Raw genomic sequence first — 26,932 nt, 5'->3', positions numbered from 1 at the left:
TCCGATACACAACGGAGACGGCTCGCTCTTGGCAGTCGGCGGACGGGATGACCTCGCCAGGGAAAGGTTCAGTCGTCCGTTTTCTCGGACTCGGACTCGCCCTCCACTAGGCCCTTCTGAAGGACGGGTCCTTCGCCGGGAGCCAGACTGCCGAGAATCCGCTCAAGGTCTTCCATGGAGGCGAACTCGACGGTGATCTTGCCCTTCTTCTGCCCCAGATCGACCTTGACCCGCGTCTCGAAACGGTCCGAGAGCCGGGTGGCCAGGTCTGACAGCGCCGGCGACACCCGGCCTCCGGCGCGGGGACCCTTGGACCGCTGTGAGGCCTGGGGGTGCGACCCCATGAGGGTCACAATCTCTTCGACCGCCCGCACGGACAGCCCCTCCGCCACAATGCGGTGGGCTAGCCGATCCTGCTCTTCCGAGTCGTCGACGGAGAGCAGCGCCCGCGCGTGGCCGGCCGAGAGCACACCGGCAGCCACCCGGCGCTGGACGGCTGGGGAGAGCTTCAGCAGCCGCAGCGTGTTGGAGACCTGCGGACGTGAGCGTCCGATCCGGTCAGCCAGCTGGTCATGGGTGCAGTTGAAGTCCTTCAGCAACTGGTCGTACGCAGCAGCCTCCTCCAGTGGGTTCAGCTGAGCCCGGTGGAGGTTCTCCAGCAGCGCGTCCAGAAGAAGCTTCTCGTCGTCAGTGGCTCGGACGATCGCGGGGATCGCTTCCAGGCCTGCCTCACGGCAGGCCCGCCAGCGCCGCTCACCCATGATCAGCTCATAGCGCGAAGGACCGGTCTGCCGTACGACGACCGGCTGGAGGAGACCGACCTCCTTGATGGAGGTGATCAGCTCCTGAAGTGCGTCCTCGTCGAAGACCTCGCGCGGCTGGCGCGGATTCGGGGTGATGAAGTCGAGCGGGAGTTCCGCAAAGTGGGCACCCAGGGGCGGTGCCGGAACCTCCGCTGCGCCGTTCGCCGAGGAGTCCTCGGTTTCACGTGAAACAGGCGGCAGCGTGGCCACCTTCGCCGCGGCCACCCCACGATCGGTCGTCAGGACCGGGACACCGGCGGAGGACGTGGAGGTTCCATCCCCCACCGCGGTCTGCGCCGGTGTCCTTTCCGTCGGGGCAGCAGGGATCAGCGCGCCCAGACCACGGCCCAGCCCCCTCCGTCGATCACTCACTGCATCCCCTCCATGGTCGGATTGTTCTGAGCACCGATATGGGCGTGCGTACCGTCGTAGCTGACACCGACGCCCCTCAGTGCGATCTCTCGAGCTGCTTCAAGGTAGGACAGGGCACCACTCGACCCAGGATCGTAGGTCAGTACCGTCTGGCCGTAGCTCGGCGCTTCGGAGATACGGACCGAGCGGGGAATGCTCGTCCGCAGCACCTCGTCGCCGAAGTGGGTGCGCACCTCCTCGGCGACCTGCGACGCGAGGCGCGTCCGGCCGTCGTACATGGTGAGCAGGATGGTCGACACATGGAGGGTGGGGTTGAGATGGCCTCGCACCAGGTCGACGTTGCGCAGCAGCTGACCCAGTCCTTCCAGTGCGTAGTACTCGCACTGGATCGGGATGAGGACCTCCTGGCCGGCGACCAGCGCGTTGACCGTCAGGAGGCCGAGCGAGGGTGGGCAGTCGATAAGGACGTAGTCCAGCGGCTGCTCGTACGCCTGGATGGCCCGCTCGAGCCGGCTTTCACGTGCCACCAGTGACACGAGTTCGATCTCCGCACCAGCGAGATCGATTGTGGCAGGAGCGCAGAAGAGGCCTTCAACATCGGGGACCGGTTGGACCACTTCTGCCAAGGGGCGGCTCTCGACCAGCACGTCGTAGATGGACGGGACTTCGGCGTGATGATCGATCCCAAGAGCGGTGGAGGCATTGCCCTGTGGGTCGAGGTCGATCACCAGAACACGACCACCGTGCAGGGCCAGCGAGGCAGCAAGGTTGACGGTCGTCGTCGTCTTGCCCACCCCGCCCTTCTGATTGGCCACCACGATGATGCGGGTCTGCTCGGGCCGCGGCAGGCCTTCGCCGGCTCGTCCGAAAGCCTCTACTGCCAGTTGGGCAGCACGACCGATCGGAGTGTCGTCCATGGGAGGCAGTGTTTCACGTGAAACATCCTCCCCCATCGACTCGGTACGGGGACCGGGGACCGGATCGGTCATCGGTCCCGCGATGTTGGCGTCGGACCGCAAGGATTCACTCTCCTCGACTTCAGGCTCGCAATGCACAGAGCCTCCCATGCCTTCGGGGTCGTGAACCAGTGAGGTCTGGTCTTCTGTGGAGAAATCCACCTCTGTGGACAACTCCACCCCACTGGCGAGTGAGCCGAGAGGCTTCCGATCGCGAGGTTCGGCCGCAGCGTGTCCACGGCTGATGATGCCGTGCAGCAATGAGCGAGGTTTCACGTGAAACACGATGCACAGCGCCCGCGACCGAACTGTCGCGACACTCCGTCATGCGCAGGTTGGGCAGCTTGTGTGGAGTACGACTGTTCTTCGGGCTGAATCAGCGACGACGACGCGTACGACCTGTCCGAGCCGCCTTGGCACGCTTCGCGGCGAACCTCACGCCACCGGGGCTCTCCCCGACTTCGACCCGCACGACCGTGGAGAGCGGATCGACCACTCCCTCCCCGACGTGAAGGACCGACGTGCTCACCGCGCCGAGCTTGCTCAGCGCGGTGGCGGCGCTCTTCAGCTCCTCCTCGGCGGTATCGCCCTTCAACGCGAGCATCTCGCCGTAGGGGCGCAGCAGTGGGATGCCCCAGGCGGCCAGGCGATCCAAGGGAGCGACGGCGCGGGCGGTCACGACATGGACCGGCGGCAGCTTGCCCATGACCTCTTCGGCGCGGCCACGCACGACGGTCACATGGTCCAGGCCGAGGAGCTCGACGACCTCGGTCAGGAAGTTGGTGCGTCGCAGGAGCGGCTCCAACAGGGTGATCTTCAGATCCTCCCGGACCAGGGCCAGGGGGATGCCGGGCAGGCCGGCACCAGATCCGACGTCGCAGATCGTCACGTCCTCGGGTACGGCCTCGGAGAGCACCGCGCAGTTCAGGATGTGCCTCTCCCACAACCGGGGCACTTCTCGTGGGCCGATGAGCCCACGCTGTACACCTGCCTCCGCCAGGAGCTCGGCGTACCGGACCGCATCCGCGAAGCGATCACCGAATACCTCGCGTGCTTGCTCGGGCGCAGGGGGGAGCTCCGCTGCCTCCGTCACGGGGACCGTCCTTCCGTACCGCATCGACGCGTTCCGCGCCGACCACCAGAACTACCAGGCTGACAAAGACCGGCCCCGCCTGCGCGACAGACGGGGCCGGTGATACGTGCGTACTGAATCAGTTGGGCAGTACGACGACGAAGCGCTGCGGCTCCTCGCCCTCGGACTCGCTGCGCAGACCGGCTGCCTTGACCGCGTCGTGGACGACCTTGCGCTCGAAGGGCGTCATCGGGTTCAACTTGACCGGCTCACCGCTGTTCTTCGCGTCGGCCGCGGCCTTGGCGCCCAGCTCGGAGAGCTCGGTGCGCTTCTTGGCCCGGTAACCGGCGATGTCCAGCATCAGGCGGCTGCGGTCGCCGGTCTCGCGGTGCACGGCAAGACGCGTCAGCTCCTGCAGTGCCTCCAGCACCTCGCCGTCCCGGCCGACGAGCTTGTACAGGTCTCGGCCGCCCGTGTCACTGATGATCGACACCGAAGCGCGGTCGGCCTCGACATCCATGTCGATGTCGCCGTCGAGGTCGGCGATGTCCAGCAGACCCTCGAGGTAGTCCGCCGCGATCTCACCCTCCTGCTCCAGGCGGGTCAGGGTGTCTGCACCCTCGGCGGCAGCGGAGGTGGTGCCTTCCGTCACGGGATGGGCTCCTTCTTACTTCTTGGACGGGGACTTGGGGCGCTGCGGGCCGCCCTTGCGCTGCCCGGACTGAGCCCTGCTGCGGCCACCGGAGCCGGTCTTCGGCTTGGGCGCACCGGCGGGCTTGGCGTCTTCCGGCTCGTCGGACTTGGTCAGCGAGGTGGGCTCACCGGCCGGCTTGGTGACTCCGGACTGGCGCTGGGACTTGGTCTGTCGCTTGGGCTGCTGACGCCGGGCCGTGGCCGTCGTGACGTCGCCGTCCTCGGTGAGGGTGACGGTCTGAGCCTCGCCCCTCGCGACGGTGCCGTCGGGCTGGGCCGCGAAGCCCGCCTTGTTCAGACCGTTGATGAACTTGCGCTCGTAGTCGTTGCGGTCGCGGCCCTTGGCCACGATCGCCTTGACGATGGCCTTCTGGCCGCGGCTGCGCGTCTTGCCGTGGTGCGTGACCTGCTTGTAGAGGCGATCCAGGTAGGCGCCCTGAGCCTTGGAGCCAGGGGTCGGGTTGTTGCGGATGACGTACATCTGCTGGCCCATGGTCCACACGTTGGTGGTCAGCCAGTAGACGAGGACACCGACCGGGAAGTTGATGCCGAAGACGGCGAACATGATGGGGAAGACGTACATCAGCATCTTCTGCTGCTGCATGAACGGCGTCTTCACCGTGGTGTCGACGTTCTTCGTCATCAGCTGGCGCTGCGTGAAGAACTGCGAGGCCGACATCAGGACGATCATGATCGCGGTGACGATGCGGACGGTGGCCAGCGAGGCATCGAGCGCCGTGACGTCGGAGGAGCTGTCAGTGAACTTCGCCGCCAGCGGGGCGCCGAAGATGTGTGCCTTCTGGGCGCTCTGCAGCAAGCTCTCGTTGATGACACCGACGGTGTCGTTGTTCGCGATGCTGTTGAGCACGTGGTACAGCGCGAAGAAGAACGGGGACTGCGCCAGGATGGGAAGGCACGAGGAGAGCGGGTTGGTGCCCGTCTCCTTGTACAGCTTCATCATCTCTTCGGACTGACGCTGCTTGTCGTTCTTGTAGCGCTCCTGGATCTTCTTCATCTCGGGCTGCAGAGTCTGCATCGCCCGCGTCGCCTTGATCTGCTTCACGAAGAGCGGGATCAGGCAGATCCGGATGAGGATCACCAGGGACACGATGGACAGGCCCCAGGCCCACCCGGTGTCAGCGCCGAAGAGGGCGCCGTACACCTTGTGGAACTGGACGATGACCCAGGAGACGGGTGTGGTGATGAAACTGAAGAGGCTGGCAATCGTGTCCACTAATCATGCTCCTTGGGCATGGGACGGGATCTCTGCGGCCGGGCTCGAAGAAGGATTCTCTCCGGTGGCCGTTTCGGCGGCGGAGGGCCCGCCCTTGCGTGCGCGCCATGTGTTGCGCAGCATCTCGTGCCACCGCGGACGCTTACGCGGCGGGACATGGTCCACGCCGCCGAGCGACCACGGATTGCATCGCAGGATGCGCCAGGCGGTGAGGGCCGTTCCCTTGATCGCACCGTGTCGGTCGATGGCCGTATAGCCGTAGTGGGAGCACGACGGGTAGTACTTGCACACCGGCCCGAGCAGCGGACTGATCGTCCACTGGTAGAGCTTGATCAAGGCCAGCAGCGGGTACTTCATCGCGCGCCCCCTCCTAGTAGCCGTTGAAGGGCGGCATCGAGGTCTTGGGCCAGCTGTGCGTGGTCGGCGTCACCCGCACCGGGCAGCGCCCGTACGACTACCAGGCTACCGGGGGGAAGGAGGGTGACTCGGTCGCGCATCAGATGGCGCAGTCTGCGCTTCACCGTGTTGCGCACGACTGCTCCGCCCACGGCCTTGCTCACGACGAAACCCGCACGCGTCGGGGGAGCGCTCTCCCCAGGCGCGTGCGGGTCCGTTGCACCGTTTCGAAGGTGCACGACGAGGGTCGGGCGTCCTGCCCGACGACCCCGTCGTACCGCGGTCGCGAAGTCCTCGCGCCGCCTCAGCCGATGCTCGGTAGGCAGCACGACGTCATGACCTGATCAGGCTCAGGCGGACAGGTTGGCGCGACCCTTGCTGCGGCGGTTCGCGAGAATCGCGCGGCCGGCGCGGGTGCGCATCCGCAGGCGGAAGCCGTGGGTCTTGGCGCGACGACGGTTGTTCGGCTGGAAGGTGCGCTTGCTCACTCGGGGGCTCCAGAAATCAATCGGTGGTGGCGGGGTGCCGTCCTGGCTGTCACCGTGCGCCCACGAGGTAGCTCGCGGTCAACGCCCGAGTGCACCGCTTCCCGATCACCTGACGTGATCTGTGCCCATCGGAGGCAGGCGGCAGCAGCCATCGACAACTCGACCTGGTCACGGTACGCGCGGCTACGCCATCCGGTCAAACCGACCCCCGTCGGGGGACACTGTCCACAGGCTGGGGACAACAACTTGAACCGTAGCCGTCGGCCTGACTACCGTGGCTGAACTCCGATTCGTTCCTTTGTCCCTGATCCCACCCGATGCGAATCCCCAACCGTCCCACCATCACACGAACGTGGGACCCACGAGAGAGCGTGCCCTGTGGCTGACGTACCTGCCGATCTTGCCGCAGTGTGGCCACGCGTACTGGAGCAGCTCCTCGGTGAGGGCCGCGGCCAGGGTGTCGAGGTGAAGGACGAGCACTGGATCAGGCGCTGCCAGCCGCTCGCCCTGGTCGCGGACACCGCCCTGCTCGCCGTGCCGAACGAATTCGCCAAGGGCGTGCTGGAGGGCCGTCTCGCCCCGATCGTCAGCGAGACGCTGAGCCGGGAGTGCGGCCGGCCGATCCGGATCGCGATCACCGTCGACGACTCCGCGGGCGAACCCTCCGCCCCGTCGGCGCCGTCGCGCTACGACGAACCCGAAGAGCAGCCGGGCCAGTACGACGGCCCGCGCGACAACCCGTACCAGGGCTACGGCCGGCACCGCGCCGATCAGTCCCAGGGTGGGGGCGACCAGGGTGCCCGCCAGGACCAGCTGCCGACCGCGCGGCCTGCCTACCCCTCGGAGTACCAGCGGCCCGAACCCGGCGCCTGGCCCCGGCCGGCGCAGGACGAGTACGGCTGGCAGCAGCAGCGCCTCGGTTTCCCCGAGCGCGACCCTTACGCGTCGCCCTCCCAGAACTCCTACGGCGGCTCCGGGCAGGACGCGTACGGCCCGCCGTCCCAGGACGCGTACAAACCGCAGGACCAGGACTCCTACGGCCCGCCCTCCCAGGACTACCGGCCGCAGGCCATGGAGCGGCCGTCCTACGACCGCTCGCCCTACGACCAGAAGCGTTCCGAGTACCAGCAGTCGCGCCCCGAGTACGACCAGCGCGACCCCACCCGGCGGGAGATGCCGGAGTCCTCGGCCGGTGGCGGTCATCCGCACCGCGGCCCGGCCGGTCACGGTCAGTCCGGCGCACCCGGTCCGCTGGGCGCGAAGCCCGCGCCGGCGAGCGGGCCCGGCGAGCCGACCGCCCGGCTGAACCCGAAGTACCTCTTCGACACGTTCGTCATCGGCGCCTCGAACCGTTTCGCGCACGCGGCCGCGGTCGCCGTCGCCGAGGCGCCCGCGAAGGCGTACAACCCCCTGTTCATCTACGGGGAGTCGGGCCTGGGCAAGACGCACCTGCTGCACGCCATCGGGCACTACGCGCGCAGCCTCTATCCGGGCACGCGGGTGCGGTACGTCAGCTCGGAGGAGTTCACCAACGAGTTCATCAACTCCATCCGCGACGGCAAGGGCGACAGCTTCCGCAAGCGGTACCGCGAGATGGACATCCTGCTCGTCGACGACATCCAGTTCCTGGCGGACAAGGAGTCGACGCAGGAGGAGTTCTTCCACACCTTCAACACGCTGCACAACGCCAACAAGCAGATCGTGCTGTCCTCCGACCGGCCGCCCAAGCAGCTGGTGACGCTGGAGGACCGGCTGCGGAACCGTTTCGAGTGGGGTCTGATCACCGACGTCCAGCCGCCCGAGCTGGAGACGCGGATCGCGATCCTGCGCAAGAAGGCGGTGCAGGAGCAGCTCAACGCCCCGCCGGAGGTGCTGGAGTTCATCGCGTCCCGCATCTCGCGCAACATCCGTGAGCTGGAGGGTGCGCTGATCCGGGTGACGGCGTTCGCGTCGCTCAACCGGCAGCCGGTGGACCTGGGCCTGACCGAGATCGTCCTGAAGGACCTGATGCCCGGTGGTGACGACTCGGCGCCCGAGATCACCTCGACGGCCATCATGGGCGCGACCGCCGACTACTTCGGGCTCACGGTCGAGGACCTGTGCGGCACCTCCCGCGGCCGCGCGCTGGTGACGGCCCGGCAGATCGCCATGTACCTGTGCCGCGAGCTGACGGACCTCTCGCTGCCGAAGATCGGTGCCCTGTTCGGCGGCCGTGACCACACGACGGTCATGCACGCGGACCGCAAGATCCGCAACCTGATGGCCGAGCGGCGCTCCATCTACAACCAGGTGACCGAGCTGACCAACCGCATCAAGGCGGGCTGACGGGGCCGCACGGACCTGTCGAGGGCGTCCCGGGAGCTGTTCCCGGGACGCCCTTCTACGTGCCGCGGGTCGGCGCCCGGTCATCCGCTGTTCGATTACTCGCCGGGTTACGGCCACTCTCCACAGATTCGGTGACTTTCTCGCGTCCACACCCTGGGGACTGCCAAGTTGTCCAGATTCTGTCCACAGGCGGCCTGGGTGAAAGAGAATCGAGGCAGGTCACCTGGCTGTGGATCGGTGGAAAAAAGTTTTCCACAGCTTGTGGACAGCGGGACGATCCACAGGCTGTGCACGGAGTTGTCCACTGGCAACCCACAGGGTCGGGCTGGTTGTCCCCAGCGATCAGCGGCTTCTCCACATGGCTGTCCACTGTTCGGCAATCCGACGCACCTCCTCACCGGTCCGAGTGAAAGGCGTCACACGGAGGTGCCGGATTGGGCTGTGGGAAAGCCGGGTAAAGCTGGGGACGGTCCTGGGGAGAAGTCGCCTCACCCTGTGCATGAGGTGTGCAGAACTTTCTGTTCTCCACAGAAGCCCCCGGTTGTCCACCGCCTCCGTCCCCAGGGCCAGTGGACAAAATATCGCCTCTGAGCTGCGGAAACAGGGTTATCCACGGTATCCACAGCCCCTACTACTACTCCCAACCAGAGAGAGCGAGAAATCCGGTTCGAAGGGGGGGCTGTGCACAACTCGTCGTCCGGGCCCCGGCTGCCCCTCGTCACGACTTGACCCCGACGGGCACCTACTGTCAGTGCGGTGCGTCAGACTGGTCCCCGGTGGTCCTTCCCCTCACCGGGGCCGACGACACCGAGACAGACGACGAAGGCCAGGCAGGGCGAGAAGCGCCGGCAACAGCAGGAGGCGGCAAGAGTGAAGATCCGGGTGGAACGCGACGTACTCGCGGAGGCAGTTGCCTGGGCGGCGCGCAGCCTCCCGGCCCGTCCGCCGGCGCCTGTCCTCGCCGGCCTCCTGCTGAAGGCCGAGGACGGAGCCCTCAGCCTCTCCAGCTTCGACTACGAGGTCTCCGCGCGTGTGTCGGTGGAGACCGAGGTCGAGGAGGAGGGCACCGTCCTCGTCTCCGGCCGGCTGCTCGCGGACATCTGCCGGGCGCTGCCCAACCGCCCCGTGGAGATTTCCACAGACGGTGTACGGGCCACGGTGGTCTGCGGCTCCTCGCGGTTCACGCTCCACACACTGCCTGTGGAGGAGTACCCGTCGCTGCCCCAGATGCCGAACGCGACCGGCACGGTTCCCGGCGAGGTCTTCGCCTCCGCCGCCGCCCAGGTGGCCATCGCGGCCGGCCGTGACGACACCCTGCCCGTCCTCACCGGTGTGCGCATCGAGATCGAGGGCGACACCGTGACGCTTGCCTCCACCGACCGCTACCGCTTCGCGGTCCGCGAGTTCCTGTGGAAGCCGGAGAACCCGGACGCGTCCGCGGTCGCCCTGGTGCCCGCCAAGACGCTCCTGGACACCGCCAAGGCCCTCACGAGCGGCGACAGCGTCACCATCGCGCTGTCCGGCTCGGGTGCGGGCGAGGGTCTGATCGGCTTCGAGGGTGCCGGCCGGCGTACGACGACCCGGCTTCTGGAGGGCGACCTCCCGAAGTACCGCACCCTGTTCCCGACGGAGTTCAACTCCGTGGCCGTGATCGAGACCGCCCCCTTCGTGGAGGCCGTCAAGCGCGTGGCCCTGGTCGCCGAGCGCAACACACCGGTGCGGCTCAGCTTCGAGCAGGGCGTGCTGATCCTGGAGGCCGGTTCCAGCGACGACGCACAGGCTGTGGAGAGGGTCGACGCCCAGCTGGACGGCGACGACATCTCGATCGCCTTCAACCCGACCTTCCTGCTGGACGGCCTCAGTGCCATCGACTCCCCGGTGGCCCAGCTGTCCTTCACGACGTCCACCAAGCCCGCGCTGCTCAGCGGCAGGCCGGCGGTCGACGCCGAGGCGGACGAGGCCTACAAGTACCTGATCATGCCGGTTCGCCTCAGCGGCTGAGCCGTCCGGACCTGTCCACAGGCCGTGGAGGAACGCTTCCCGGCCTGTGGATGAAGCCGCAGGTGAGCGCGTGGCTGGGCGGTACGTCTGAGCGCGTATGCCCACAGGTGTGCGTGACAGTCCGGGACTAGGCTCGGACAGGGGTACGAAGGTGCCCACACGCCACACAGCGACCTAAGGAACAACTGATGGAGCTCGGTCTCGTCGGCCTCGGCAAGATGGGCGGCAACATGCGTGAGCGGATCCGCCGCGCGGGCCACACCGTCGTCGGATACGACCGCAACCCGGACCTCGCCGATGTCCACAGCCTCTCTGATCTTGTGGACAGGCTCAAGGGCCCGCGGGTGGTCTGGGTGATGGTCCCGGCCGGTGCCGCCACCCAGTCGACCGTCGACGAGCTGGGCGAGCTGCTGGAGCCGGGTGACGTCGTCGTGGACGGCGGCAACTCCCGCTGGACGGACGACGAGAAGCACGCCGCGGAGCTGGCCGCCAAGGGCATCGGCTTCGTCGACTGCGGCGTCTCGGGCGGTGTGTGGGGCCTGGAGAACGGCTACGCACTGATGTACGGCGGCGATCCGGAGAACGTCGCCAAGGTGCAGCCGGTCTTCGACGCGCTCAAGCCCGAGGGCGACTTCGGCGCGGTGCACGCCGGCAAGGTCGGCGCCGGCCACTTCGCGAAGATGGTCCACAACGGCATCGAGTACGCCATGATGCAGGCCTACGCCGAGGGCTGGGAACTGCTGGAGAAGGTCGACTCGGTCACCGACGTGCGCGAGGTGTTCCGCTCCTGGCAGGAGGGCACGGTCATCCGCTCCTGGCTCCTCGACCTGGCGGTCGACGCCCTCGACGAGGACGAGCACCTGGACAAGCTGCGCGGCTACGCACAGGACTCCGGAGAAGGCCGCTGGACCGTGGAGGCCGCCATCGACAACGCGGTGCCGCTCCCGGCCATCACGGCCTCGCTGTTCGCACGGTTCGCCTCCCGCCAGGAGGACTCGCCCCAGATGAAGATGATCGCCGCCCTGCGCAACCAGTTCGGCGGCCACGCGGTAGAGAAAAAGTAGTCCACACGACCGTTTCGGCGGTCCGTCGCAGGACCGTTTCGGCGGTCCGTCACGCCGGGGAGGTCGGCGAAACGACCATGCACGTCACGCATCTGTCGCTGGCCGACTTCCGCTCGTACGCCCGGGTCGAAGTCCCGCTCGACCCGGGCGTCACCGCTTTCGTCGGCCCCAACGGGCAGGGCAAGACGAACCTCGTCGAGGCCGTGGGCTATCTCGCCACCCTGGGCAGTCACCGGGTCGCCTCCGACGCACCCCTGGTCCGCATGGGCGCCGACCGCGCTGTCGTCCGGGCGCAGGTACGGCAGGGCGAGCGGCAGCAGCTCGTCGAGCTGGAACTGAACCCCGGCAAGGCCAACCGTGCCCGCATCAACCGGTCCTCGCAGGTCAGGCCGCGTGACGTGCTGGGGATCGTACGAACCGTGCTGTTCGCGCCCGAGGACCTGGCCCTGGTGAAGGGCGATCCCGGGGAGCGGCGCCGGTTCCTCGACGAGCTGATCACCGCGCGCTCCCCGCGGATGGCCGGGGTGCGCTCCGACTACGAGCGGGTGCTCAGGCAGCGCAACACCCTGCTGAAGTCCGCCGCGCTGGCCCGTCGGCACGGCGGCCGGACCATGGACCTGTCCACGCTCGACGTGTGGGACCAGCACCTCGCGCGCGTGGGTGCCGAGTTGCTGGCCGCCCGTCTCGATCTGGTGGCCGCCCTCCAGCCGCTCGCCGACAAGGCGTACGAGCAGCTCGCCCCCGGCGGCGGCCCGGTCGCGCTGGAGTACAAGGCGTCGGCGCCGGGCGAGGCACACGCGCGCGAGGACCTCTACGAGCAACTGATGGGTGCGCTCGCCGAGGTGCGCAAGCAGGAGATCGAACGGGGCGTGACCCTCGCGGGTCCGCACCGGGACGACGTGCTGCTCAAACTCGGTCAGCTGCCCGCCAAGGGGTACGCCTCCCACGGTGAGTCCTGGTCGTACGCGCTGGCCCTGCGGCTGGCCTCCTACGACCTGCTCCGGGCGGAGGGCAACGAGCCGGTGCTGATCCTCGACGACGTCTTCGCCGAGCTGGACAGCCGGCGGCGGGAACGGCTGGCGGAGCTGGTGGCGCCGGGCGAGCAGGTGCTGGTGACGGCCGCCGTCGACGACGACGTCCCGCAGGTGCTCGCGGGCGCGCGGTACGCCGTGGCGCAGGGGACCGTGGAGCGCGTATGACGTCGCAGGAGCCGGAGAAGGCGCCCGAGCCCTCCGGGGTCGACCTGGCGCGCGTGGCGCTGAGGGCGGCGCGCGAGCAGGCACGCGCGCGTGGGGACGCGGTGCAGCAGAAGAAGCAGGCGCGGCGCGGCGGCGGCCTGCGCTCCGGCGCGCGGGCGGACGGACGCGACCCCATGGCGCTCGGTGCGGCGATCAACCGGCTCCTCACCGAGCGCGGCTGGGAGGCGCCGGCCGCGGTGGGCGGGGTGATGGGGCGCTGGCCGCGGATCGTCGGCGAGGACGTGGCCAAGCACTGCGAGCCGGAGAGGTACGACGAGGACGAGCGGGTGCTGTTCGTGCGCTGCGACTCCACGGCCTGGGCGACGAACCTGCGGTTGCTCGCCCCGACGCTGGTCGCCCGGCTCAACGAGGACCTCGGCCACGGCCGGGTGCGGCAGATCAGGGTGCAGGGTCCGGCGGGCCCCGTGCGTCGTTACGGCCCCCTGCGGGCCCCGGGCAGCAAGGGACCCGGCGACACCTACGGGTGACATCTGTCACGTACTCCGGCCGGGGCGGTGCTGTCGTACCGTCCCGGCCGTCTTCATGTGCGGGTGTACGGCTCCGTGCGGCCCGTGAGTGGTACGGACCCGTTCCGACCCGTTCCGACCCGTTCCGACCCGGGCCGGAACCCGCTCCCGGAGAGGCCCTGCGAGGTGCGGACGAGGCGGCGGAACCGGAACTGACTCGCCGGTAGCCAAGGGTTGACACCCGGAAGCGCTGAGTGCCTCCGTGAGCCTCTTGGAGGCCCGCTCCGTATATGGGGACCCGGTGGAGACCGGTTGAGGGCGGCACATGCGGACTCAGGTACCGGCAAACCACCATCACTGTCGGCGCTACCGGTAGACTGGAAGCCAATCCCGCCCCGAACGTGGGGACCGCCCGGGAGACGCTGAGCAACGCTGATCAAGGCTTACCAACGCAACATGCCGCAGCCGCTCCGGCAACCCGCCGACGAGCCCGGCTCGTGCTGTGCCAGAAAGGGCGCTTCGTGGCCGATTCCGGCAACCCCAACGAGAACATCCTGTCCACCGACGCCGGCGTCACCAGCGAGGCCGTGACCTCGACCAGCGAGGTCACGGCCTCCTACGACGCCAGTGCCATCACCGTCCTCGAGGGCCTGGACGCGGTCCGCAAGCGACCCGGCATGTACATCGGCTCGACCGGCGAGCGCGGTCTGCACCACCTGGTGCAGGAGGTCGTCGACAACTCCGTCGACGAGGCGCTGGCCGGGCACGCGGACACCATCGACGTGACGATCCTGGCCGATGGCGGCGTGCGCGTCGTCGACAACGGCCGCGGCATCCCGGTGGGCATCGTCCCCTCCGAGGGGAAGCCCGCCGTCGAGGTCGTGCTGACCGTGCTGCACGCGGGCGGCAAGTTCGGCGGCGGTGGCTACGCGGTCTCCGGCGGTCTGCACGGTGTCGGTGTCTCCGTCGTGAACGCCCTGTCGTCCAAGGTCTCCGTCGAGGTGCGGACCGACGGACACCGCTGGACGCAGGACTACAAGATGGGCGTCCCGACGGCCCCGCTCGCCCGGCACGAGGCCACGGAGGAGACCGGCACCTCGGTCACCTTCTGGGCCGACGGCGACATCTTCGAGACCACCGAGTACTCCTTCGAGACGCTGTCGCGGCGCTTCCAGGAGATGGCGTTCCTCAACAAGGGTTTGACGATCAAACTCACCGACGAGCGCGAGTCGGCGAAGGCCGTGACCGGTGCGGACGAGGCGGGCGCCGACGTGAAGGACGAGGTCAAGTCCGTCACGTACCACTACGAGGGCGGCATCGTCGACTTCGTGAAGTACCTCAACTCCCGCAAGGGAGAGGCGGTCCACCCCACCGTCATCGACCTCGAGGCCGAGGACAAGGACAAGAACCTGTCCCTCGAGGTCGCGTTGCAGTGGAACAGCGGCTACAGCGAGGGCGTGTACTCCTTCGCCAACATCATCCACACCCACGAGGGCGGTACGCACGAGGAGGGCTTCCGTGCGGCGCTGACCTCGCTGATCAACAAGTACGCGCGCGACAAGAAGCTGCTGCGCGAGAAGGACGACAACCTCACGGGCGACGACATCCGCGAGGGTCTGACCGCGATCATCTCGGTGAAGCTCAGCGAGCCCCAGTTCGAGGGCCAGACCAAGACCAAGCTGGGCAACACGGAGGCGAAGACCTTCGTCCAGAAGGCGGTCTACGAGCACCTCAACGACTGGCTGGACCGCAACCCGGTCGAGGCGGCGGACATCATCCGCAAGGGCATCCAGGCGGCCACCGCGCGCGTGGCGGCCCGCAAGGCCCGTGACCTCACGCGCCGCAAGGGCCTGCTGGAGTCGGCGTCGCTGCCGGGCAAGCTCTCCGACTGCCAGTCGAACGACCCGACCAAGTGCGAGATCTTCATCGTCGAGGGTGACTCCGCCGGCGGCTCGGCCAAGTCCGGCCGGAACCCGCAGTACCAGGCGATCCTCCCGATCCGCGGCAAGATCCTCAACGTCGAGAAGGCCAGGATCGACAAGATCCTGCAGAACCAGGAGATCCAGGCGCTGATCTCCGCCTTCGGCACGGGTGTGCACGAGGACTTCGACATCGAGAAGCTGCGCTATCACAAGATCATCTTGATGGCGGACGCCGACGTCGACGGGCAGCACATCAGCACCCTGCTGCTGACCTTCCTGTTCCGCTTCATGCGGCCGCTGGTCGAGGCCGGGCACGTGTACCTCTCCCGTCCCCCGCTCTACAAGATCAAGTGGGGCCGGGACGACGTCGAGTACGCGTACTCCGACCGCGAGCGGGACGCGCTGATCGAGATGGGCCGCCAGCGCGGCAAGCGGGTGCGCGAGGACTCCATCCAGCGCTTCAAGGGCCTCGGCGAGATGAACGCCGAGGAGCTGCGTGTCACCACGATGGACCAGGAGCACCGCGTCCTCGGCCAGGTCACCCTCGACGACGCAGCCCAGGCCGACGACCTGTTCTCGGTCCTCATGGGCGAGGACGTCGAGGCGCGCCGCGCCTTCATCCAGCGCAACGCCAAGGACGTCCGCTTCCTCGACATCTGAGTCGGTCTCAGCTGACCGGACCAGGAAGGATCAACACCAGCAATGACCGACGAGAACACTCCCGTCACCCCTGAAGAGGGCGGCGACATCGCCATGCGCGTCGAGCCCGTCGGGCTCGAGACGGAGATGCAGCGCTCCTACCTCGACTACGCGATGTCCGTCATCGTCTCGCGTGCGCTGCCGGACGTGCGGGACGGCCTCAAGCCCGTCCACCGCCGCGTCCTGTACGCCATGTACGACGGCGGCTACCGCCCCGAGCGCGGCTTCTACAAGTGCGCCCGCGTCGTCGGCGACGTCATGGGCAACTACCATCCGCACGGCGACTCCTCGATCTACGACGCGCTGGTCCGTCTCGCGCAGCCGTGGTCGATGCGCATGCCGCTCGTGGACTCCAACGGCAACTTCGGCTCGCCGGGCAACGACCCGGCGGCCGCCATGCGGTACACCGAGTGCAAGATGGCGCCGCTGTCGATGGAGATGGTCCGCGACATCGACGAGGAGACCGTCGACTTCACGGACAACTACGACGGCCGCTCCCAGGAGCCGACCGTCCTGCCGGCCCGCTTCCCGAACCTGCTGATCAACGGCTCGGCCGGTATCGCGGTCGGCATGGCGACCAACATCCCCGCGCACAACCTGCGCGAGGTCGCGTCCGGCGCCCAGTGGTACCTGGAGAACCCGGAGGCCTCGCACGAGGAGCTCCTGGACGCGCTGATCGAGCGCATCAAGGGCCCCGACTTCCCGACCGGCGCCCTCGTCGTCGGCCGCAAGGGCATCGAGGAGGCGTACCGCACGGGCCGTGGCTCCATCACCATGCGCGCGGTCGTCGAGGTCGAGGAGATCCAGAACCGCCAGTGCCTGGTGGTCACGGAGCTGCCCTACCAGGTCAACCCGGACAACCTCGCGCAGAAGATCGCCGACCTGGTGAAGGACGGCAAGATCGGCGGCATCGCGGACGTCCGTGACGAGACGTCCTCGCGCACCGGCCAGCGCCTGGTGATCGTCCTCAAGCGGGACGCGGTAGCCAAGGTCGTCCTGAACAACCTCTACAAGCACACGGACCTGCAGACCAACTTCGGCGCCAACATGCTGGCCCTGGTCGACGGCGTCCCGCGCACCCTCTCCCTGGACGCGTTCATCCGCCACTGGGTGACGCACCAGATCGAGGTCGTCGTCCGGCGTACGAAGTTCCGGTTGCGCAAGGCCGAGGAGCGGGCGCACATCCTGCGCGGCCTGCTGAAGGCCCTGGACGCCATCGACGAGGTCATCGCGCTGATCCGGCGCAGCGACACCGTCGACATCGCGCGCACGGGCCTGAGGGACCTCCTGGAGATCGACGACATCCAGGCGAACGCCATCCTCGAGATGCAGCTGCGCCGCCTGGCGGCCCTGGAGCGGCAGAAGATCGTCCAGGAGCACGACGAGCTGCAGGCGAAGATCACGGAGTACAACGAGATCCTCTCCTCGCCGGTCCGTCAGCGCGGCATCGTCAGCGCCGAGCTGGCCGCGATCGTCGAGAAGTACGGCGACGACCGCAAGACCCAGCTGATCCCCTACGACGGCGACATGTCCATCGAGGACCTCATCGCCGAGGAGGACATCGTCGTCACCGTCACACGCGGTGGTTACGTCAAGCGGACCAAGACCGACGACTACCGGGCGCAGAAGCGCGGTGGCAAGGGGGTGCGGGGCGCGAAGCTGAAGGAGGACGACATCGTCGACCACTTCTTCGTCTCCACCACGCACCACTGGCTGCTGTTCTTCACCAACAAGGGCCGTGTCTACCGGGCGAAGGCGTACGAGCTGCCCGACGCCGGGCGTGACGCGCGTGGACAGCACGTGGCGAACCTGCTGGCCTTCCAGCCGGACGAGGCGATCGCCGAGATCCTCGCGATCCGCGACTACGAGGCGGCGCCCTACCTGGTCCTGGCCACCAAGGGCGGTCTGGTCAAGAAGACGCCTCTGAAGGATTACGATTCGCCGCGTTCCGGCGGTGTCATCGCGATCAACCTGCGGGAGCGGGAGGACGGATCCGACGACGAACTGATCGGAGCCGAACTCGTCTCGGCCGACGATGATCTGCTGCTGATCAGCAAGAAGGCCCAATCGATCAGGTTCACCGCCTCGGACGACACTCTGCGCCCGATGGGCCGTGCCACCTCGGGCGTCAAGGGCATGAGTTTCCGTGCGAGCGACGAGCTGCTCTCGATGAATGTTGTTCGACCCGGTACGTTCGTGTTCACTGCCACAGACGGTGGGTACGCGAAGCGCACCAACGTCGACGAGTACCGCGTCCAGGGTCGCGGCGGCCTCGGCATCAAGGCCGCCAAGATCGTCGAGGACCGCGGCTCCCTCGTGGGCGCGCTGATCGTCGAGGAGACCGACGAGATCCTCGCCATCTCACTGTCCGGCGGTGTGATTCGTACGCGAGTCAACGAGGTCAGGGAGACGGGCCGTGACACCATGGGCGTCCAACTGATCAACCTGGGCAAGCGCGATGCCGTGGTCGGCATCGCACGTAACGCCGAGGCGGGGCGCGAGGCGGAGGAGGTCGACGGCGACATCGCCGTGGACGACGTCGCCGAGGACGCCGCGACCAGCGGCACGGACGAGGGTGAGGCGCCCTCGACCGAGTAGCACGAGGAGTGAGTCATCGTGAGCGGAGCCACGGGCGCCGGTTCGGTCGGAACATCGGCCGGCACCTCTGCCGGCCCTTCGACCGGTACCCCTGCCGGTACGAAAACGGACGGCGGCCGTGGCTCCGCCGCGGTGAAGAAGAACACGCGTACGGCCGATGCGCAGGTGACGGATCCGCACACGACCAATCTCCAGGCGATCAAGTCGCCCGTGAAGGACTCGCACTCGCCCGACACGCATGGATCCCAGGGGGGAACTGTGACGGACACCCGAGGCCCGCAGACCCAGCAGTACGCCGCTGGAGCGGGCCAGGCCGATGAGGCCCAGCAGGCCTCCCCGCTGCCCGGCGAACGCCAGAGGCAGCAGCCCGGCGGGCCCTACCACCCGCCGCAGGCCTACTCGACCCCGGCCCCGGACGGCGCGGTCCGCCGGCCGCGCACCGGTGCCCGGACCACACCCCGGGTGCGCAAAGCCCGGCTGCGCGTGGCGAAGGCCGACCCGTGGTCGGTGATGAAGGTCAGCTTCCTGCTCTCGATCGCGCTGGGCATCTGCACGATCATCGCGGCCGCCGTGCTGTGGATGGTCATGGACGCGATGGGCGTCTTCTCGACGGTCGGCGGCACGATCTCCGAGGCGACCGGCTCCAACGAGTCGAACGGCTTCGACCTCCAGTCCTTCCTCTCCCTGCCCAACGTGTTGCTGTTCACGGCGATCATCGCGGTCATCGACGTCGTCCTCGCGACGGCTCTCGCGACACTCGGCGCGTTCATCTACAACCTCTCCGCGGGCTTTGTGGGCGGCGTCGAGCTGACCCTCGCCGAAGACGAGTGACTTGGCCGCATCGGCCGTTCCAAACCTCCGCCGCCCCTCCGGCGACAACCGATTTTGGGACTGCCCGCGTCGTGCGCTAATCTTCAGGAGTCAGCGCGCGGGACACACACCGCAAAGCGCGGCGGGGCTATAGCTCAGTTGGTTAGAGCGCATCCCTGATAAGGATGAGGCCACAGGTTCAAATCCTGTTAGCCCCACCAGTACGAAGGCCCCCAACCGGTCAGGTTGGGGGCCTTCGGCGTGTTCGTGTGGGGTTGGGTCGGTGACGCGTCGGGTGGAGGAGTGGGCGAGTCGGCTGTGGGTGCAGGGGTGGGGTCAGGTGACTGATCACTGGGGCTCGGCGGTCTGACCAGGTGCTGGGTGTGCTGGGTGCTGCGGGGCCGTGAGCCTCGGTCTGAGTCCTCAGTCCTCAGTCCTCAGTCCTCAGTCTTGGGCCTGATGAGACCTGGACTCCGAGCCCTGAGCCGCGGAACCCGTGCTCATGACTCGTCACTCACGACTCCGCACGGGAGTGGGGGAGCCGGAGGTGCCAGGCTGGGCATGGCGAAGGCCCGGTTGCTCCTGGGGAGCTGCCGGGCCTGCATCGTGCGGCTGTACGCAAGTTCGCCGTTACGTCGTGATCGTGGCTGGGTTGCGGCACGTTGTGCCGGGACGTCAGCGCTGGAGGGGGGTGACGGGCTCGGCTGCGAGGTCGGTCTCGGTGCCGCACGGGGCCGTGAGGTCGTCCGGTTCCGTCTCGGGGAGCGGACGCTGGCGGCAGTTGGGGGACTTTCCGTGGGCCTCGGCGTGGATGCGCTGCTTCATCGTGGGGGGCAGGGACCGGGCCAGTAGCCAGGACGCCCAGGGGGACGCCGTCGGCACGTTCGCGTGTACGGCGTTGTTGCTTTCACCGCTGTTGCGCGTCGGCTCGCTCTGCGCTACCGCCGTCGCGGCGGTGGTCGTGATGAGTCCGAGCGCCGTGCACAGCGCGAGGAAGGCGGCGACGAAGGCGGTCCAGAGCTTCGTGATCCGGTGGTCGGTCATGGCCCCTCACTTTCGGGTCAGGCGATTTGCGTACTTTCCTCATGATGTGTATGCGGGGCGCGAAGTGGTGGACCGACGCCCGTGGCGTGGCGTTGTTCCGATGAACACCACTCGGATGGGCGCAAGGGGGCCGATAACTCATCGAAGGCGGGCGAAGTGACCCTCCGTGCGGGTGCGATCACCCTCCGGTCCGAGGGGGTGATCCTCTGCCACGGCCCTGCCTACAGGGCTGTCGGAGGCGGGAGTTGGCGGGCCGACGCAGGTCACCGATCGGTATCGGTCGGTGTGTATAGTCGGGCGCCAGAGGTCCCCTACGTCAACGAAAGACGAGGTCGCGCGGTGAAGAAGCTTCTCCTGGTCGCACTGGCCGCCATCGGCGGGCTCCTCGTGTACCGCCAGATCCAGGCGGATCGCGCCGAGCAGGATCTGTGGACGGAGGCGACCGACTCCGTGCCCACGGGTTCGTGAGTACCGACACCGAATACTGATCAGGCCCCGACCGCTCCGTGCGGTCGGGGTTTTGTGTTGCGGGGGAGGCCGACCCCGGTTGGGGCCTGTCCGACGGATCAGGCCGCAGACGCGGGGTCCGGCACGCCCTCCCCCGGAGGGGGTGACCTCAGCGGTGTTGTCGTCGGTCGCCGACTCCCCCACGCTCGACTGTGCTCGCCCGGGGGCACCCTCATCGCGTCGACGCCCTCCTCGGCCTTGCAGCCGGACGCACCGGACCCCGCTCACCTCGGCTGCAAGGCGCCGCCGGTTTCCTCCGACGTGATCCGCAGGACAGACCCCAGGGGCGGCGGGGCAGCCGTTTCGGACGTTCGTGCGGGATGCGGGGGCGGCGCCTGGGCCGGCAGGGCAGGATGGCCCACGGCCGGGTCCGGACAGGACCGCTGCCGGCGAGGTCGAGGGGGTGCCTGATGGGCCGGCGTACGGGGTGGAAGACCGCACTGCTGGAGGCCGCGGTGCTGATGGCCATCGGGCGGGCCGCGGCCGTGGCGGCGGTGTTCTGCGTGGCCTGGGCCGGGCTGCCGGGGACCGTGGCCCGGGCCGCGGGCGCGGCCGACGTACCCGCTTACGTGTTCGACCGGAGCGCGCGCGCTGTCACCGCTGCCGAAGGCACCACCGAGGCCATGCGCCTGGAGCCGGGCGTCATGTACCGCAGTGCCCTCGCGGGCCGCGAGAAGGCCTACTACCGGCTGGAACTCGACGACGCCTCGAACGCGTACGTCTCCGTCACGGCCGTCCCGCGCGCCGGTACCGCGCTCGCCAGCGGCGACGGCGTCAAGGTCTCCGTGCAGAACGCCGACGGCAGCAGCTGCTCCTACGACACGGTGACCGTGGGCCCCTCCAGGGACCCGCATCCGGTCACCGCCTGGGGGGCGCGCGAGATCCTGGCGGGCAAGGGCCTGTGCCAGGAGGCCGGCACCTACTTCCTCGTGGTCGAGCGCACCGAGACCAGCACCGGGGCCGGGCAGTCCTGGGAGCTGGAACTGGCGCCCGTGTCCGAGCCGCCGACGGCCGGCGGTGGCGGTGGCGGTGGCGGTGCGACGAGTGTGCCCGAGGTGTGGGACTCCGCCACGCCCGCGCCCCTCGTGGCGGAACCCGTCGACCGTCCGGGCGGCGGCGGCTTCTCCGGCGCGACCGCCGTGGGGCAGGGCGTCTGGCGGGACGAGATCGTCCCCGGACAGACCCTCTACTACAAGGTGCCCGTCGACTGGGGACAGCAGCTGTACGCCACCGTCGACCTGGACAGCGCGGGCACGGACTCCGGATTCGTGGTCCCCGCCCTCGACCTGACGGTCTACAACCCGGTGCGCGCCGAGATCGCCGGCACGAGCATCGGCTACGGAGGCACCCAGAAGTCGACCTCTCTGCCCCCGCTGCCGCCGGTCCGCTACGTCAACCGGTACGCCCCCACGGACCCGGCCCAGAGCCTGCGGTTCGCGGGTTTCCACTACCTCGCCGTGTACCTCTCGGCGCACGTCGCCGAACGCTTCGGTGAGGGGCCCTACGGCGTGAAGCTGCGTGTCCGGATCGGCGGGACCGCACAGGCCGGACCCGGGTACGAGGGCCGGTCGGTGCCGAGTGGTGTCTTCGGGACCGGTGAGCGGAGCGGGCAGGGCGCTTCAGCCGGCGGTACGGCCGACGGCGGTGGCGGTGCCGGGGGTGACGGCGCGATGGCGGCTGTGGCCGTGGGCGGCATCGGTACCGGCAGCGCAGTGTTGCTGGTGCTCGGCGTGTGGACGGTGACGGCCAGACGCCGCACCTCCGCTCAGATCCGGGCCAATGCCCAGAACCCGACGGCGTAGCAGGCCAGGGCCAGCAGCAGGAGGGGCAGCGCGACCTTGGCGGGCGGCCCGGGCCGCCGGGCTGCCTTCGCTCGGCGGTGACCGCGACGGCGGACGGGCGCCGGCGGTCCCGGAGCCGGGCTCGCGGGAGGCGGAGCCTGTGGGTCCTGAGCGGTGTAGGAAGCGGTGGAGGTGTCGACACGCCGGGCGGACGAGGGCCGGGGAGACAGGGCGAAGGTGGATTCGCTCGGGGCGCCGCGAAGGAGGTCTTGCCCGGAGGCCGTGCCCGGGTGCAGGGGAGGCGGCAGGTGGAAGCTGCCGGTGTCCGACAGGGAGGGGCCGGAACCGGTGGACGAGGTGTCACGCCGTTGACGTGGATCGCCGGCATCAAAGACGTGCGGTGCGGCGTCCGGTGCCGGGAAGCCCTCCGCCCCCGGCCCGCCGGACGGGGACGATCCGGGCGGTACGGCGTCGTCGGCGCCGGTCCCGTGCGGTACGGCGCCCGCGGTCGGCCCCGGTCCGGCCTGGAGCACGGGTGGCCGTCGCGGCGGCACCGGAGGCTGCACGACGGGGGGCGCGGTGGTGGGCGGGGCGGCGGGCGGGGCCGGGGTCCCGGATGCGATGGAACCCGTGCCTGGCCACGCCGGCAGGGGAACCCGGCCCGGGCCGCCGGGAGCGGACCCCGTGGAGCCACGCTGCGGGGGCATCCGCCCGAAGGACGAGGGGGCGCCCGCGACGTCCGGCGCCGGTTTCGAGGGGCCCTGTGGCCCGAAGCCCTCCGGCAGCGGACCGAGTTGGTCGAAGATCTCGATCTGCTCGTCGTCCGGGCCGGGGGCGGGAAGCAGCTCGGCGGCCGCGGCCAGTGCCTTGCGCACCCCCGTCGCGGTGCGGAAGCGGGCTTCGGGGTCCGGCTGCAGCAGCGTGGCCACGACCTGCCACAGCGGCTCGGGGACACCCCTGGGAGCGCCCGGAGTCCCGTGCTCCGCGAAGTACTGGAGGAGGGCCTTGGCGTCCGGCTTGGCACCCTCCAGGAGGTACAGGGCGACGAGGCCGACTGCGAAGAGATCGGCGGGGAAGTCGGGTTCGGCACCCATCATCTGTTCGGGAGCGAGGTAGCCGGGTGTTCCCACCACGAGGTTGGTCTCGGTCAGGCGTGGTTCGCCCAGCCGCATCGCGATGCCGAAGTCGGACAGCCGCAGCCGCGGGCGGGCCGTCCCGGTGGCCTCCAGCAGGATGTTGGCGGGCTTGATGTCACGGTGGACGACGCCCTCCGCATGGACCGCGGAGAGTCCGGACAGCAGCTGGTCGAGGAGGGTGCAGACGAACAGGGGAGGCAGCGGGCCGTAGTCGCCCACGAGGTGGACCAGGGAACCGCCGGTGACCAGGTCCATGGTGAACAGGACCTTGTCGTCGTCCGCGGCCCAGCTGGCGGGGGCGAGGACGTGGGGATGGTCGATGCGCAGCGCCTGCTCGCGGACGAAGCGGAGCAGCGCGTGGGCGTCGCTCTGCTGGAGCACCTTGGCGGCGACGTAACGGCGGCGGCGATGGTCCCAGGCGCGCCAGACGGCGCCGACCCCTCCGCGGCCGATCGGGTCGGCGAGTTCGTACCGTGCGGCGAAGACCTCACCCATGGTGGTGCGTCGCTCCTCCCCGTCGGGAATCCCGCCTGCTGTCCCCTCGCTACCCCGGTGATGAGTGATACGACCCCCGTGGCCCGTCACGATCCGGCTCGCGTCATCCCCCGGCGAAGAGCGCCACTTCCGTGCCCCTCGCGGTCCCGTACTGTGCCGTCGGCCCGGTCGCCGAACCCCCTTCGGTCACCGGGCCCGGTGCTCAGTTCTGGTGGGACTGGTAGTGCGCCACGGCGTCCGAGGTGCGGCCGGCGCCGTAGACCTTGAGGAACTCTGCCAGTTCCGGGTGGGTCGGGGCGAGGGTGTCGGCCGCGTCGATGATGTCACCGGCGGCGGCCACCGAGCGCAGCAACGACTGGATCTCGCGGACGACCCGCTTGACCGTGGGCGCCCCCGAACCGCTCGTCGTCTGCGTGGTGTTGCTGAGCACCGATCCCCCCTGCGACCTCTTGATCTCGTCCATGCGCTCGGTCGCCTCGGCGGCGCTGACGCTGCCGTCCGCTACCTGGGCCGCCAGTTCCTGCAACAACTGCACCCGCTGTACGACCGCCGGGTTGCCGATCTTCGCCCGCTGCCCGCTCATCAGCTGGGACAGCATCGGCGCCGACAGCCCCAGCACCCCCGCGAGACGAGCCTGGTTGAGACCGAGGTCGTCTATGAGCTTACGGAAGAGCGCCCCCAGCGGCTCCCCGTACCAGTTCCGCTGCAGTTCCCGCGCTCTCGCGGTGGCTTCCTGCTGTGCGGCGTCCATGTGCGTCTCCCCATCGCTTCCCCAAGAAACCGCGGTTCGCTGTCGCGAACCACGCCGAGCATCTTACGGAGAGTGGTCATCCGCGGGGACCCCCCATCTTTTTGCGAGATACGGGGGGTGACCCGGTACTCTGGTCGTCGGCGCCCGCCGGGATCATCTCCTCCGGCCGGACGCTTCCCCATGAGGGGCCTTAGCTCAGTTGGTAGAGCGCTGTCTTTGCATGGCAGATGTCAGGGGTTCGACTCCCCTAGGCTCCACATCGAAAGAGCCCCTCCGTCCGGTGACCACCGGGCGGAGGGGCTCTTCTTCGTGCGACTCCGCGGGTCCCTGGAGCGACGGCTCCCTGGATCCTCGGGGCTGTTTCACGTGAAACGTGGGCGGAGAAGCTCAGCCGCGGTCCTCGCGGTTCGACGTCTCCTCATCCTCCTTCACCTGCACCTCGGGGTCGAGAGCCGAGGCGTCACCGCTGCCGTCGACCGACGTCAGACCGGCTGCGGCGGGTACCTCGGTGGCGGCGGGGGGCTCGACCAGCCAGTCGGGGTTGGCCTGCTTGTCCCACCACTTCCAGACGGCGAAGGCGCCTCCGGCCACGACACCGGCCAGCGCCAGTGCCTTGGCGAGCTTGCCCGCCTTGGCCCGGCGGCGATGCTTGCGCACCAGTTTCTCGATGTCCCTCGGCGTCACCTGACCGCGCAGGGCGGCCACCGCGGCGACGCTGCGGGCGGCGGCCTCGCTCTTCACGGGTCCGGCCGCGGCCACTGCCTGCTCGATCTTCGGCCGGGAGTAGTCGGCGGCCTGCCGGGCGGCCAGGCGCGTACGGAGGGCAGCTTCATGAGCGGCCTGGTCGACCTTCGGTGGGACGTGCGCCAACGCCTGCTCCAAGCGGGGCGCCACAAGGGCGTCGTACTGGACGCGGGCCTGTTCGGCGGCCTGCGACACTTTGGGCGCGAGCCGTACGCGGGCCTCGTGCGCGTAGAGCGCGGCCCTCTCCTTGGCCGTGTCGGCGTAGGGCGCCACCACTTCCGCGGCGTGCAGCACGCTGTCCTTCGCCGAACCGGTCGCGGCGCGCACGCTGTCGATGCGGGTCACGGGTTCCTCCTCCTCGGTGGCGTACGGTATTTCGACTTTCCACCCTTTTACGGATCATGCCTGCCGACGGCCTCTGGGGCATGCGCGGACGGGCATACGGGTGCCGGACGCCCGAGTTGTCTTGATCGGATCCAAGAGCGGATGAATACGGGGCAACGGGAACGTGTCGTCGACAATGCCACGGATCGGCCCGGCTTGCCCCCGTCCCGGACCGGACCGGCGCTTTTCCGTACGTGAAGCGGGTGGTTCCTGCGCACGGGACGGGGTCGGGCGACGGACCGCCCTGGGCGTGCGAGGATCGGTGGGTCACACGAAGACAACGGAAGGCAGACCGTGGCCGAGCAGCTCTACGCCACCCTGAAGACCAACCACGGCGACATCGAGGTCCGGCTCTTCCCCGACCACGCGCCCAAGACGGTCAAGAACTTCGTCGACCTCGCCACCGGGGGCCGGGAGTGGACCCACCCCGCCACCGGCGAGAAGTCCTCGGCCAAGCTCTACGACGGCACGGTCTTCCACCGGGTGATCAGCGGATTCATGATCCAGGGCGGTGACCCGCTGGGCAACGGCACCGGTGGGCCCGGCTACCAGTTCGAGGACGAGTTCCACCCGGACCTGCGCTTCGACCGGCCGTATCTGCTGGCGATGGCCAACGCCGGCCCGGGCACCAACGGCTCGCAGTTCTTCATCACCGTCTCCCCGACGGCCTGGCTGACCCGCAAGCACAGCATCTTCGGCGAGGTCACCGACCCGGCGAGCCAGAAGGTCATCGACGTGATCGCGGGCACCCAGACCAATCCGCGCACCGACCGCCCGTTGAAGGACGTCGTCATCGAGTCGGTCGTCGTCGAGAAGCGGTAGCCCTGATCCGCACTTGAGCGCACGGCGCGGCGCGGCACCGGGTCGGTCGGCGCCCGGCGCCCCGTGGGAACCATTTGCCCCGCTCGTCCGTAAGGACGGTCGGGGCACAGCCTTGTTCACGACGAGATCG

General features: G+C 68.9%; 23 protein-coding genes and 2 tRNA genes. 13 read left to right on the top strand and 12 right to left on the bottom strand.

Features of this window, described 5'->3' with window-relative positions; genetic code table 11:
• Window positions 1-68: 68 nt before the first annotated feature.
• From ACGFQC_RS11270 to rpmH, 8 genes are all read right to left on the bottom strand, one after another.
• On the bottom strand, window positions 69-1,175 hold the full coding sequence (locus tag ACGFQC_RS11270; protein ID WP_363092302.1) for a ParB/RepB/Spo0J family partition protein: 1,107 nt from the start codon (window positions 1,173-1,175) through the stop codon (window positions 69-71).
• Complete coding sequence (locus ACGFQC_RS11265; RefSeq protein WP_363092364.1) at window positions 1,172-2,242, bottom strand: ParA family protein; 1,071 nt, start codon at window positions 2,240-2,242, stop codon at window positions 1,172-1,174. Before ACGFQC_RS11265 ends, ACGFQC_RS11270 begins: the two co-directional genes overlap by 4 nt.
• Window positions 2,243-2,507: 265 nt before the next feature.
• A complete protein-coding gene (gene rsmG, locus ACGFQC_RS11260) occupies window positions 2,508-3,224 on the bottom strand; it encodes a 16S rRNA (guanine(527)-N(7))-methyltransferase RsmG (protein ID WP_363092301.1) in 717 nt (238 codons plus the stop codon).
• A 118-nt stretch (window positions 3,225-3,342) separates the two neighbouring features.
• Window positions 3,343-3,855 (bottom strand): R3H domain-containing nucleic acid-binding protein, encoded by a 513-nt coding sequence (locus ACGFQC_RS11255; RefSeq protein ID WP_363092300.1) that lies wholly within the window; start codon window positions 3,853-3,855, stop codon window positions 3,343-3,345.
• A 15-nt stretch (window positions 3,856-3,870) separates the two neighbouring features.
• Entirely contained in the window at window positions 3,871-5,130 is a 1,260-nt protein-coding gene (gene yidC / locus ACGFQC_RS11250) for a membrane protein insertase YidC (RefSeq protein WP_363092299.1), read from the bottom strand.
• Between the two features lie 3 nt (window positions 5,131-5,133).
• A complete protein-coding gene (gene yidD, locus ACGFQC_RS11245) occupies window positions 5,134-5,487 on the bottom strand; it encodes a membrane protein insertion efficiency factor YidD (RefSeq protein ID WP_363092298.1) in 354 nt (117 codons plus the stop codon).
• Complete coding sequence (gene rnpA, locus ACGFQC_RS11240) at window positions 5,484-5,855, bottom strand: ribonuclease P protein component (RefSeq protein WP_363092297.1); 372 nt, start codon at window positions 5,853-5,855, stop codon at window positions 5,484-5,486. The genes yidD and rnpA overlap by 4 nt, the downstream gene beginning before the upstream one ends.
• A gap of 21 nt (window positions 5,856-5,876) precedes the next feature.
• Window positions 5,877-6,014 carry a 50S ribosomal protein L34 gene (gene rpmH, locus ACGFQC_RS11235; RefSeq protein WP_018846094.1) on the bottom strand — a complete coding sequence of 46 codons (138 nt, stop codon included), beginning with the start codon at window positions 6,012-6,014 and terminating at the stop codon, window positions 5,877-5,879.
• Window positions 6,015-6,392: 378 nt separating this feature from the next.
• Between rpmH and dnaA the strand changes: the two genes are divergently transcribed.
• From dnaA to ACGFQC_RS11190, 9 genes are all read left to right on the top strand, one after another.
• Entirely contained in the window at window positions 6,393-8,339 is a 1,947-nt protein-coding gene (gene dnaA, locus ACGFQC_RS11230) for a chromosomal replication initiator protein DnaA (RefSeq protein ID WP_363092296.1), read from the top strand.
• 870 nt (window positions 8,340-9,209) lie between these two features.
• Window positions 9,210-10,340: a DNA polymerase III subunit beta gene (gene dnaN / locus ACGFQC_RS11225; RefSeq protein ID WP_363092295.1), complete on the top strand. Its 1,131-nt coding sequence runs from the start codon at window positions 9,210-9,212 to the stop codon at window positions 10,338-10,340.
• A gap of 188 nt (window positions 10,341-10,528) precedes the next feature.
• Window positions 10,529-11,404 carry a phosphogluconate dehydrogenase (NAD(+)-dependent, decarboxylating) gene (gene gnd / locus ACGFQC_RS11220; protein WP_393288068.1) on the top strand — a complete coding sequence of 292 codons (876 nt, stop codon included), beginning with the start codon at window positions 10,529-10,531 and terminating at the stop codon, window positions 11,402-11,404.
• A 77-nt stretch (window positions 11,405-11,481) separates the two neighbouring features.
• Window positions 11,482-12,603 (top strand): DNA replication/repair protein RecF, encoded by a 1,122-nt coding sequence (gene recF, locus ACGFQC_RS11215; RefSeq protein WP_363087699.1) that lies wholly within the window; start codon window positions 11,482-11,484, stop codon window positions 12,601-12,603.
• On the top strand, window positions 12,600-13,130 hold the full coding sequence (locus ACGFQC_RS11210; protein WP_363087698.1) for a DciA family protein: 531 nt from the start codon (window positions 12,600-12,602) through the stop codon (window positions 13,128-13,130). Before recF ends, ACGFQC_RS11210 begins: the two co-directional genes overlap by 4 nt.
• A gap of 500 nt (window positions 13,131-13,630) precedes the next feature.
• Window positions 13,631-15,691, top strand: coding sequence for a DNA topoisomerase (ATP-hydrolyzing) subunit B (gene gyrB / locus ACGFQC_RS11205; RefSeq protein ID WP_363087697.1), 2,061 nt, complete (start codon window positions 13,631-13,633; stop codon window positions 15,689-15,691).
• A gap of 42 nt (window positions 15,692-15,733) precedes the next feature.
• Window positions 15,734-18,328 carry a DNA gyrase subunit A gene (gene gyrA, locus ACGFQC_RS11200; protein WP_363087696.1) on the top strand — a complete coding sequence of 865 codons (2,595 nt, stop codon included), beginning with the start codon at window positions 15,734-15,736 and terminating at the stop codon, window positions 18,326-18,328.
• Window positions 18,329-18,346: 18 nt separating this feature from the next.
• On the top strand, window positions 18,347-19,159 hold the full coding sequence (locus ACGFQC_RS11195; protein ID WP_363087695.1) for a DUF3566 domain-containing protein: 813 nt from the start codon (window positions 18,347-18,349) through the stop codon (window positions 19,157-19,159).
• Between the two features lie 123 nt (window positions 19,160-19,282).
• Window positions 19,283-19,359, top strand: a tRNA-Ile gene (locus tag ACGFQC_RS11190).
• 454 nt (window positions 19,360-19,813) lie between these two features.
• On the opposite strand, the gene ACGFQC_RS11185 is transcribed toward ACGFQC_RS11190, so the two are convergent.
• Window positions 19,814-20,182 carry a DUF6344 domain-containing protein gene (locus ACGFQC_RS11185; protein WP_363087694.1) on the bottom strand — a complete coding sequence of 123 codons (369 nt, stop codon included), beginning with the start codon at window positions 20,180-20,182 and terminating at the stop codon, window positions 19,814-19,816.
• Between the two features lie 339 nt (window positions 20,183-20,521).
• On the opposite strand from ACGFQC_RS11185, the gene ACGFQC_RS11180 reads away from it, so the two are divergent.
• Both ACGFQC_RS11180 and ACGFQC_RS11175 read left to right on the top strand, forming a co-directional pair.
• Complete coding sequence (locus ACGFQC_RS11180) at window positions 20,522-20,650, top strand: DLW-39 family protein (protein ID WP_003999697.1); 129 nt, start codon at window positions 20,522-20,524, stop codon at window positions 20,648-20,650.
• A 449-nt stretch (window positions 20,651-21,099) separates the two neighbouring features.
• The gene (locus ACGFQC_RS11175) at window positions 21,100-22,491 is read left to right on the top strand and encodes a hypothetical protein (protein ID WP_363087693.1); all 1,392 of its coding nucleotides are present in this window, start codon (window positions 21,100-21,102) and stop codon (window positions 22,489-22,491) included.
• On the opposite strand, the gene ACGFQC_RS11170 is transcribed toward ACGFQC_RS11175, so the two are convergent.
• On the bottom strand, window positions 22,455-24,101 hold the full coding sequence (locus tag ACGFQC_RS11170) for a protein kinase (RefSeq protein WP_363087692.1): 1,647 nt from the start codon (window positions 24,099-24,101) through the stop codon (window positions 22,455-22,457). The two genes, ACGFQC_RS11175 and ACGFQC_RS11170, sit on opposite strands and share 37 nt — an antisense overlap.
• Window positions 24,102-24,303: 202 nt before the next feature.
• Entirely contained in the window at window positions 24,304-24,852 is a 549-nt protein-coding gene (locus ACGFQC_RS11165; protein ID WP_363087691.1) for a DNA-binding protein, read from the bottom strand.
• A 184-nt stretch (window positions 24,853-25,036) separates the two neighbouring features.
• On the opposite strand from ACGFQC_RS11165, the gene ACGFQC_RS11160 reads away from it, so the two are divergent.
• Window positions 25,037-25,109: transfer RNA gene (locus ACGFQC_RS11160), tRNA-Ala, on the top strand.
• Between the two features lie 130 nt (window positions 25,110-25,239).
• Here ACGFQC_RS11160 and ACGFQC_RS11155 read toward each other — a convergent pair.
• Window positions 25,240-25,941: a DUF5324 family protein gene (locus ACGFQC_RS11155; protein WP_363087690.1), complete on the bottom strand. Its 702-nt coding sequence runs from the start codon at window positions 25,939-25,941 to the stop codon at window positions 25,240-25,242.
• Between the two features lie 333 nt (window positions 25,942-26,274).
• Here ACGFQC_RS11155 and ACGFQC_RS11150 point away from each other — a divergent pair, with 333 nt between their 5' ends.
• A complete protein-coding gene (locus ACGFQC_RS11150) occupies window positions 26,275-26,802 on the top strand; it encodes a peptidylprolyl isomerase (RefSeq protein ID WP_363087689.1) in 528 nt (175 codons plus the stop codon).
• Window positions 26,803-26,932: the final 130 nt, after the last annotated feature.

It is taken from the genome of Streptomyces sp. NPDC048734, assembly GCF_043198675.1.
Taxonomy (GTDB): Bacteria; Actinomycetota; Actinomycetes; order Streptomycetales; family Streptomycetaceae; genus Streptomyces.
Note: the sequence above shows the minus strand (reverse complement) of the source record. Positions and strands in the feature narration are given on the sequence as shown.

Bases quoted from the DNA above. Each gene is read 5' to 3' on its own strand.
- recF (WP_363087699.1), top strand. From the start codon at position 11,482: ATGCACGTCACGCATCTGTCGCTGGCCGACTTCCGCTCGTACGCCCGG.
- ACGFQC_RS11165 (WP_363087691.1), bottom strand. From the start codon at position 24,852: ATGGACGCCGCACAGCAGGAAGCCACCGCGAGAGCGCGGGAACTGCAG.
- yidD (WP_363092298.1), bottom strand. From the start codon at position 5,487: ATGAAGTACCCGCTGCTGGCCTTGATCAAGCTCTACCAGTGGACGATC.
- ACGFQC_RS11210 (WP_363087698.1), top strand. From the start codon at position 12,600: ATGACGTCGCAGGAGCCGGAGAAGGCGCCCGAGCCCTCCGGGGTCGAC.
- ACGFQC_RS11265 (WP_363092364.1), bottom strand. From the start codon at position 2,242: ATGGGAGGCTCTGTGCATTGCGAGCCTGAAGTCGAGGAGAGTGAATCC.
- ACGFQC_RS11175 (WP_363087693.1), top strand. From the start codon at position 21,100: ATGGGCCGGCGTACGGGGTGGAAGACCGCACTGCTGGAGGCCGCGGTG.
- ACGFQC_RS11185 (WP_363087694.1), bottom strand. From the start codon at position 20,182: ATGACCGACCACCGGATCACGAAGCTCTGGACCGCCTTCGTCGCCGCC.
- ACGFQC_RS11170 (WP_363087692.1), bottom strand. From the start codon at position 24,101: ATGGGTGAGGTCTTCGCCGCACGGTACGAACTCGCCGACCCGATCGGC.
- gyrA (WP_363087696.1), top strand. From the start codon at position 15,734: ATGACCGACGAGAACACTCCCGTCACCCCTGAAGAGGGCGGCGACATC.
- gnd (WP_393288068.1), top strand. From the start codon at position 10,529: ATGGAGCTCGGTCTCGTCGGCCTCGGCAAGATGGGCGGCAACATGCGT.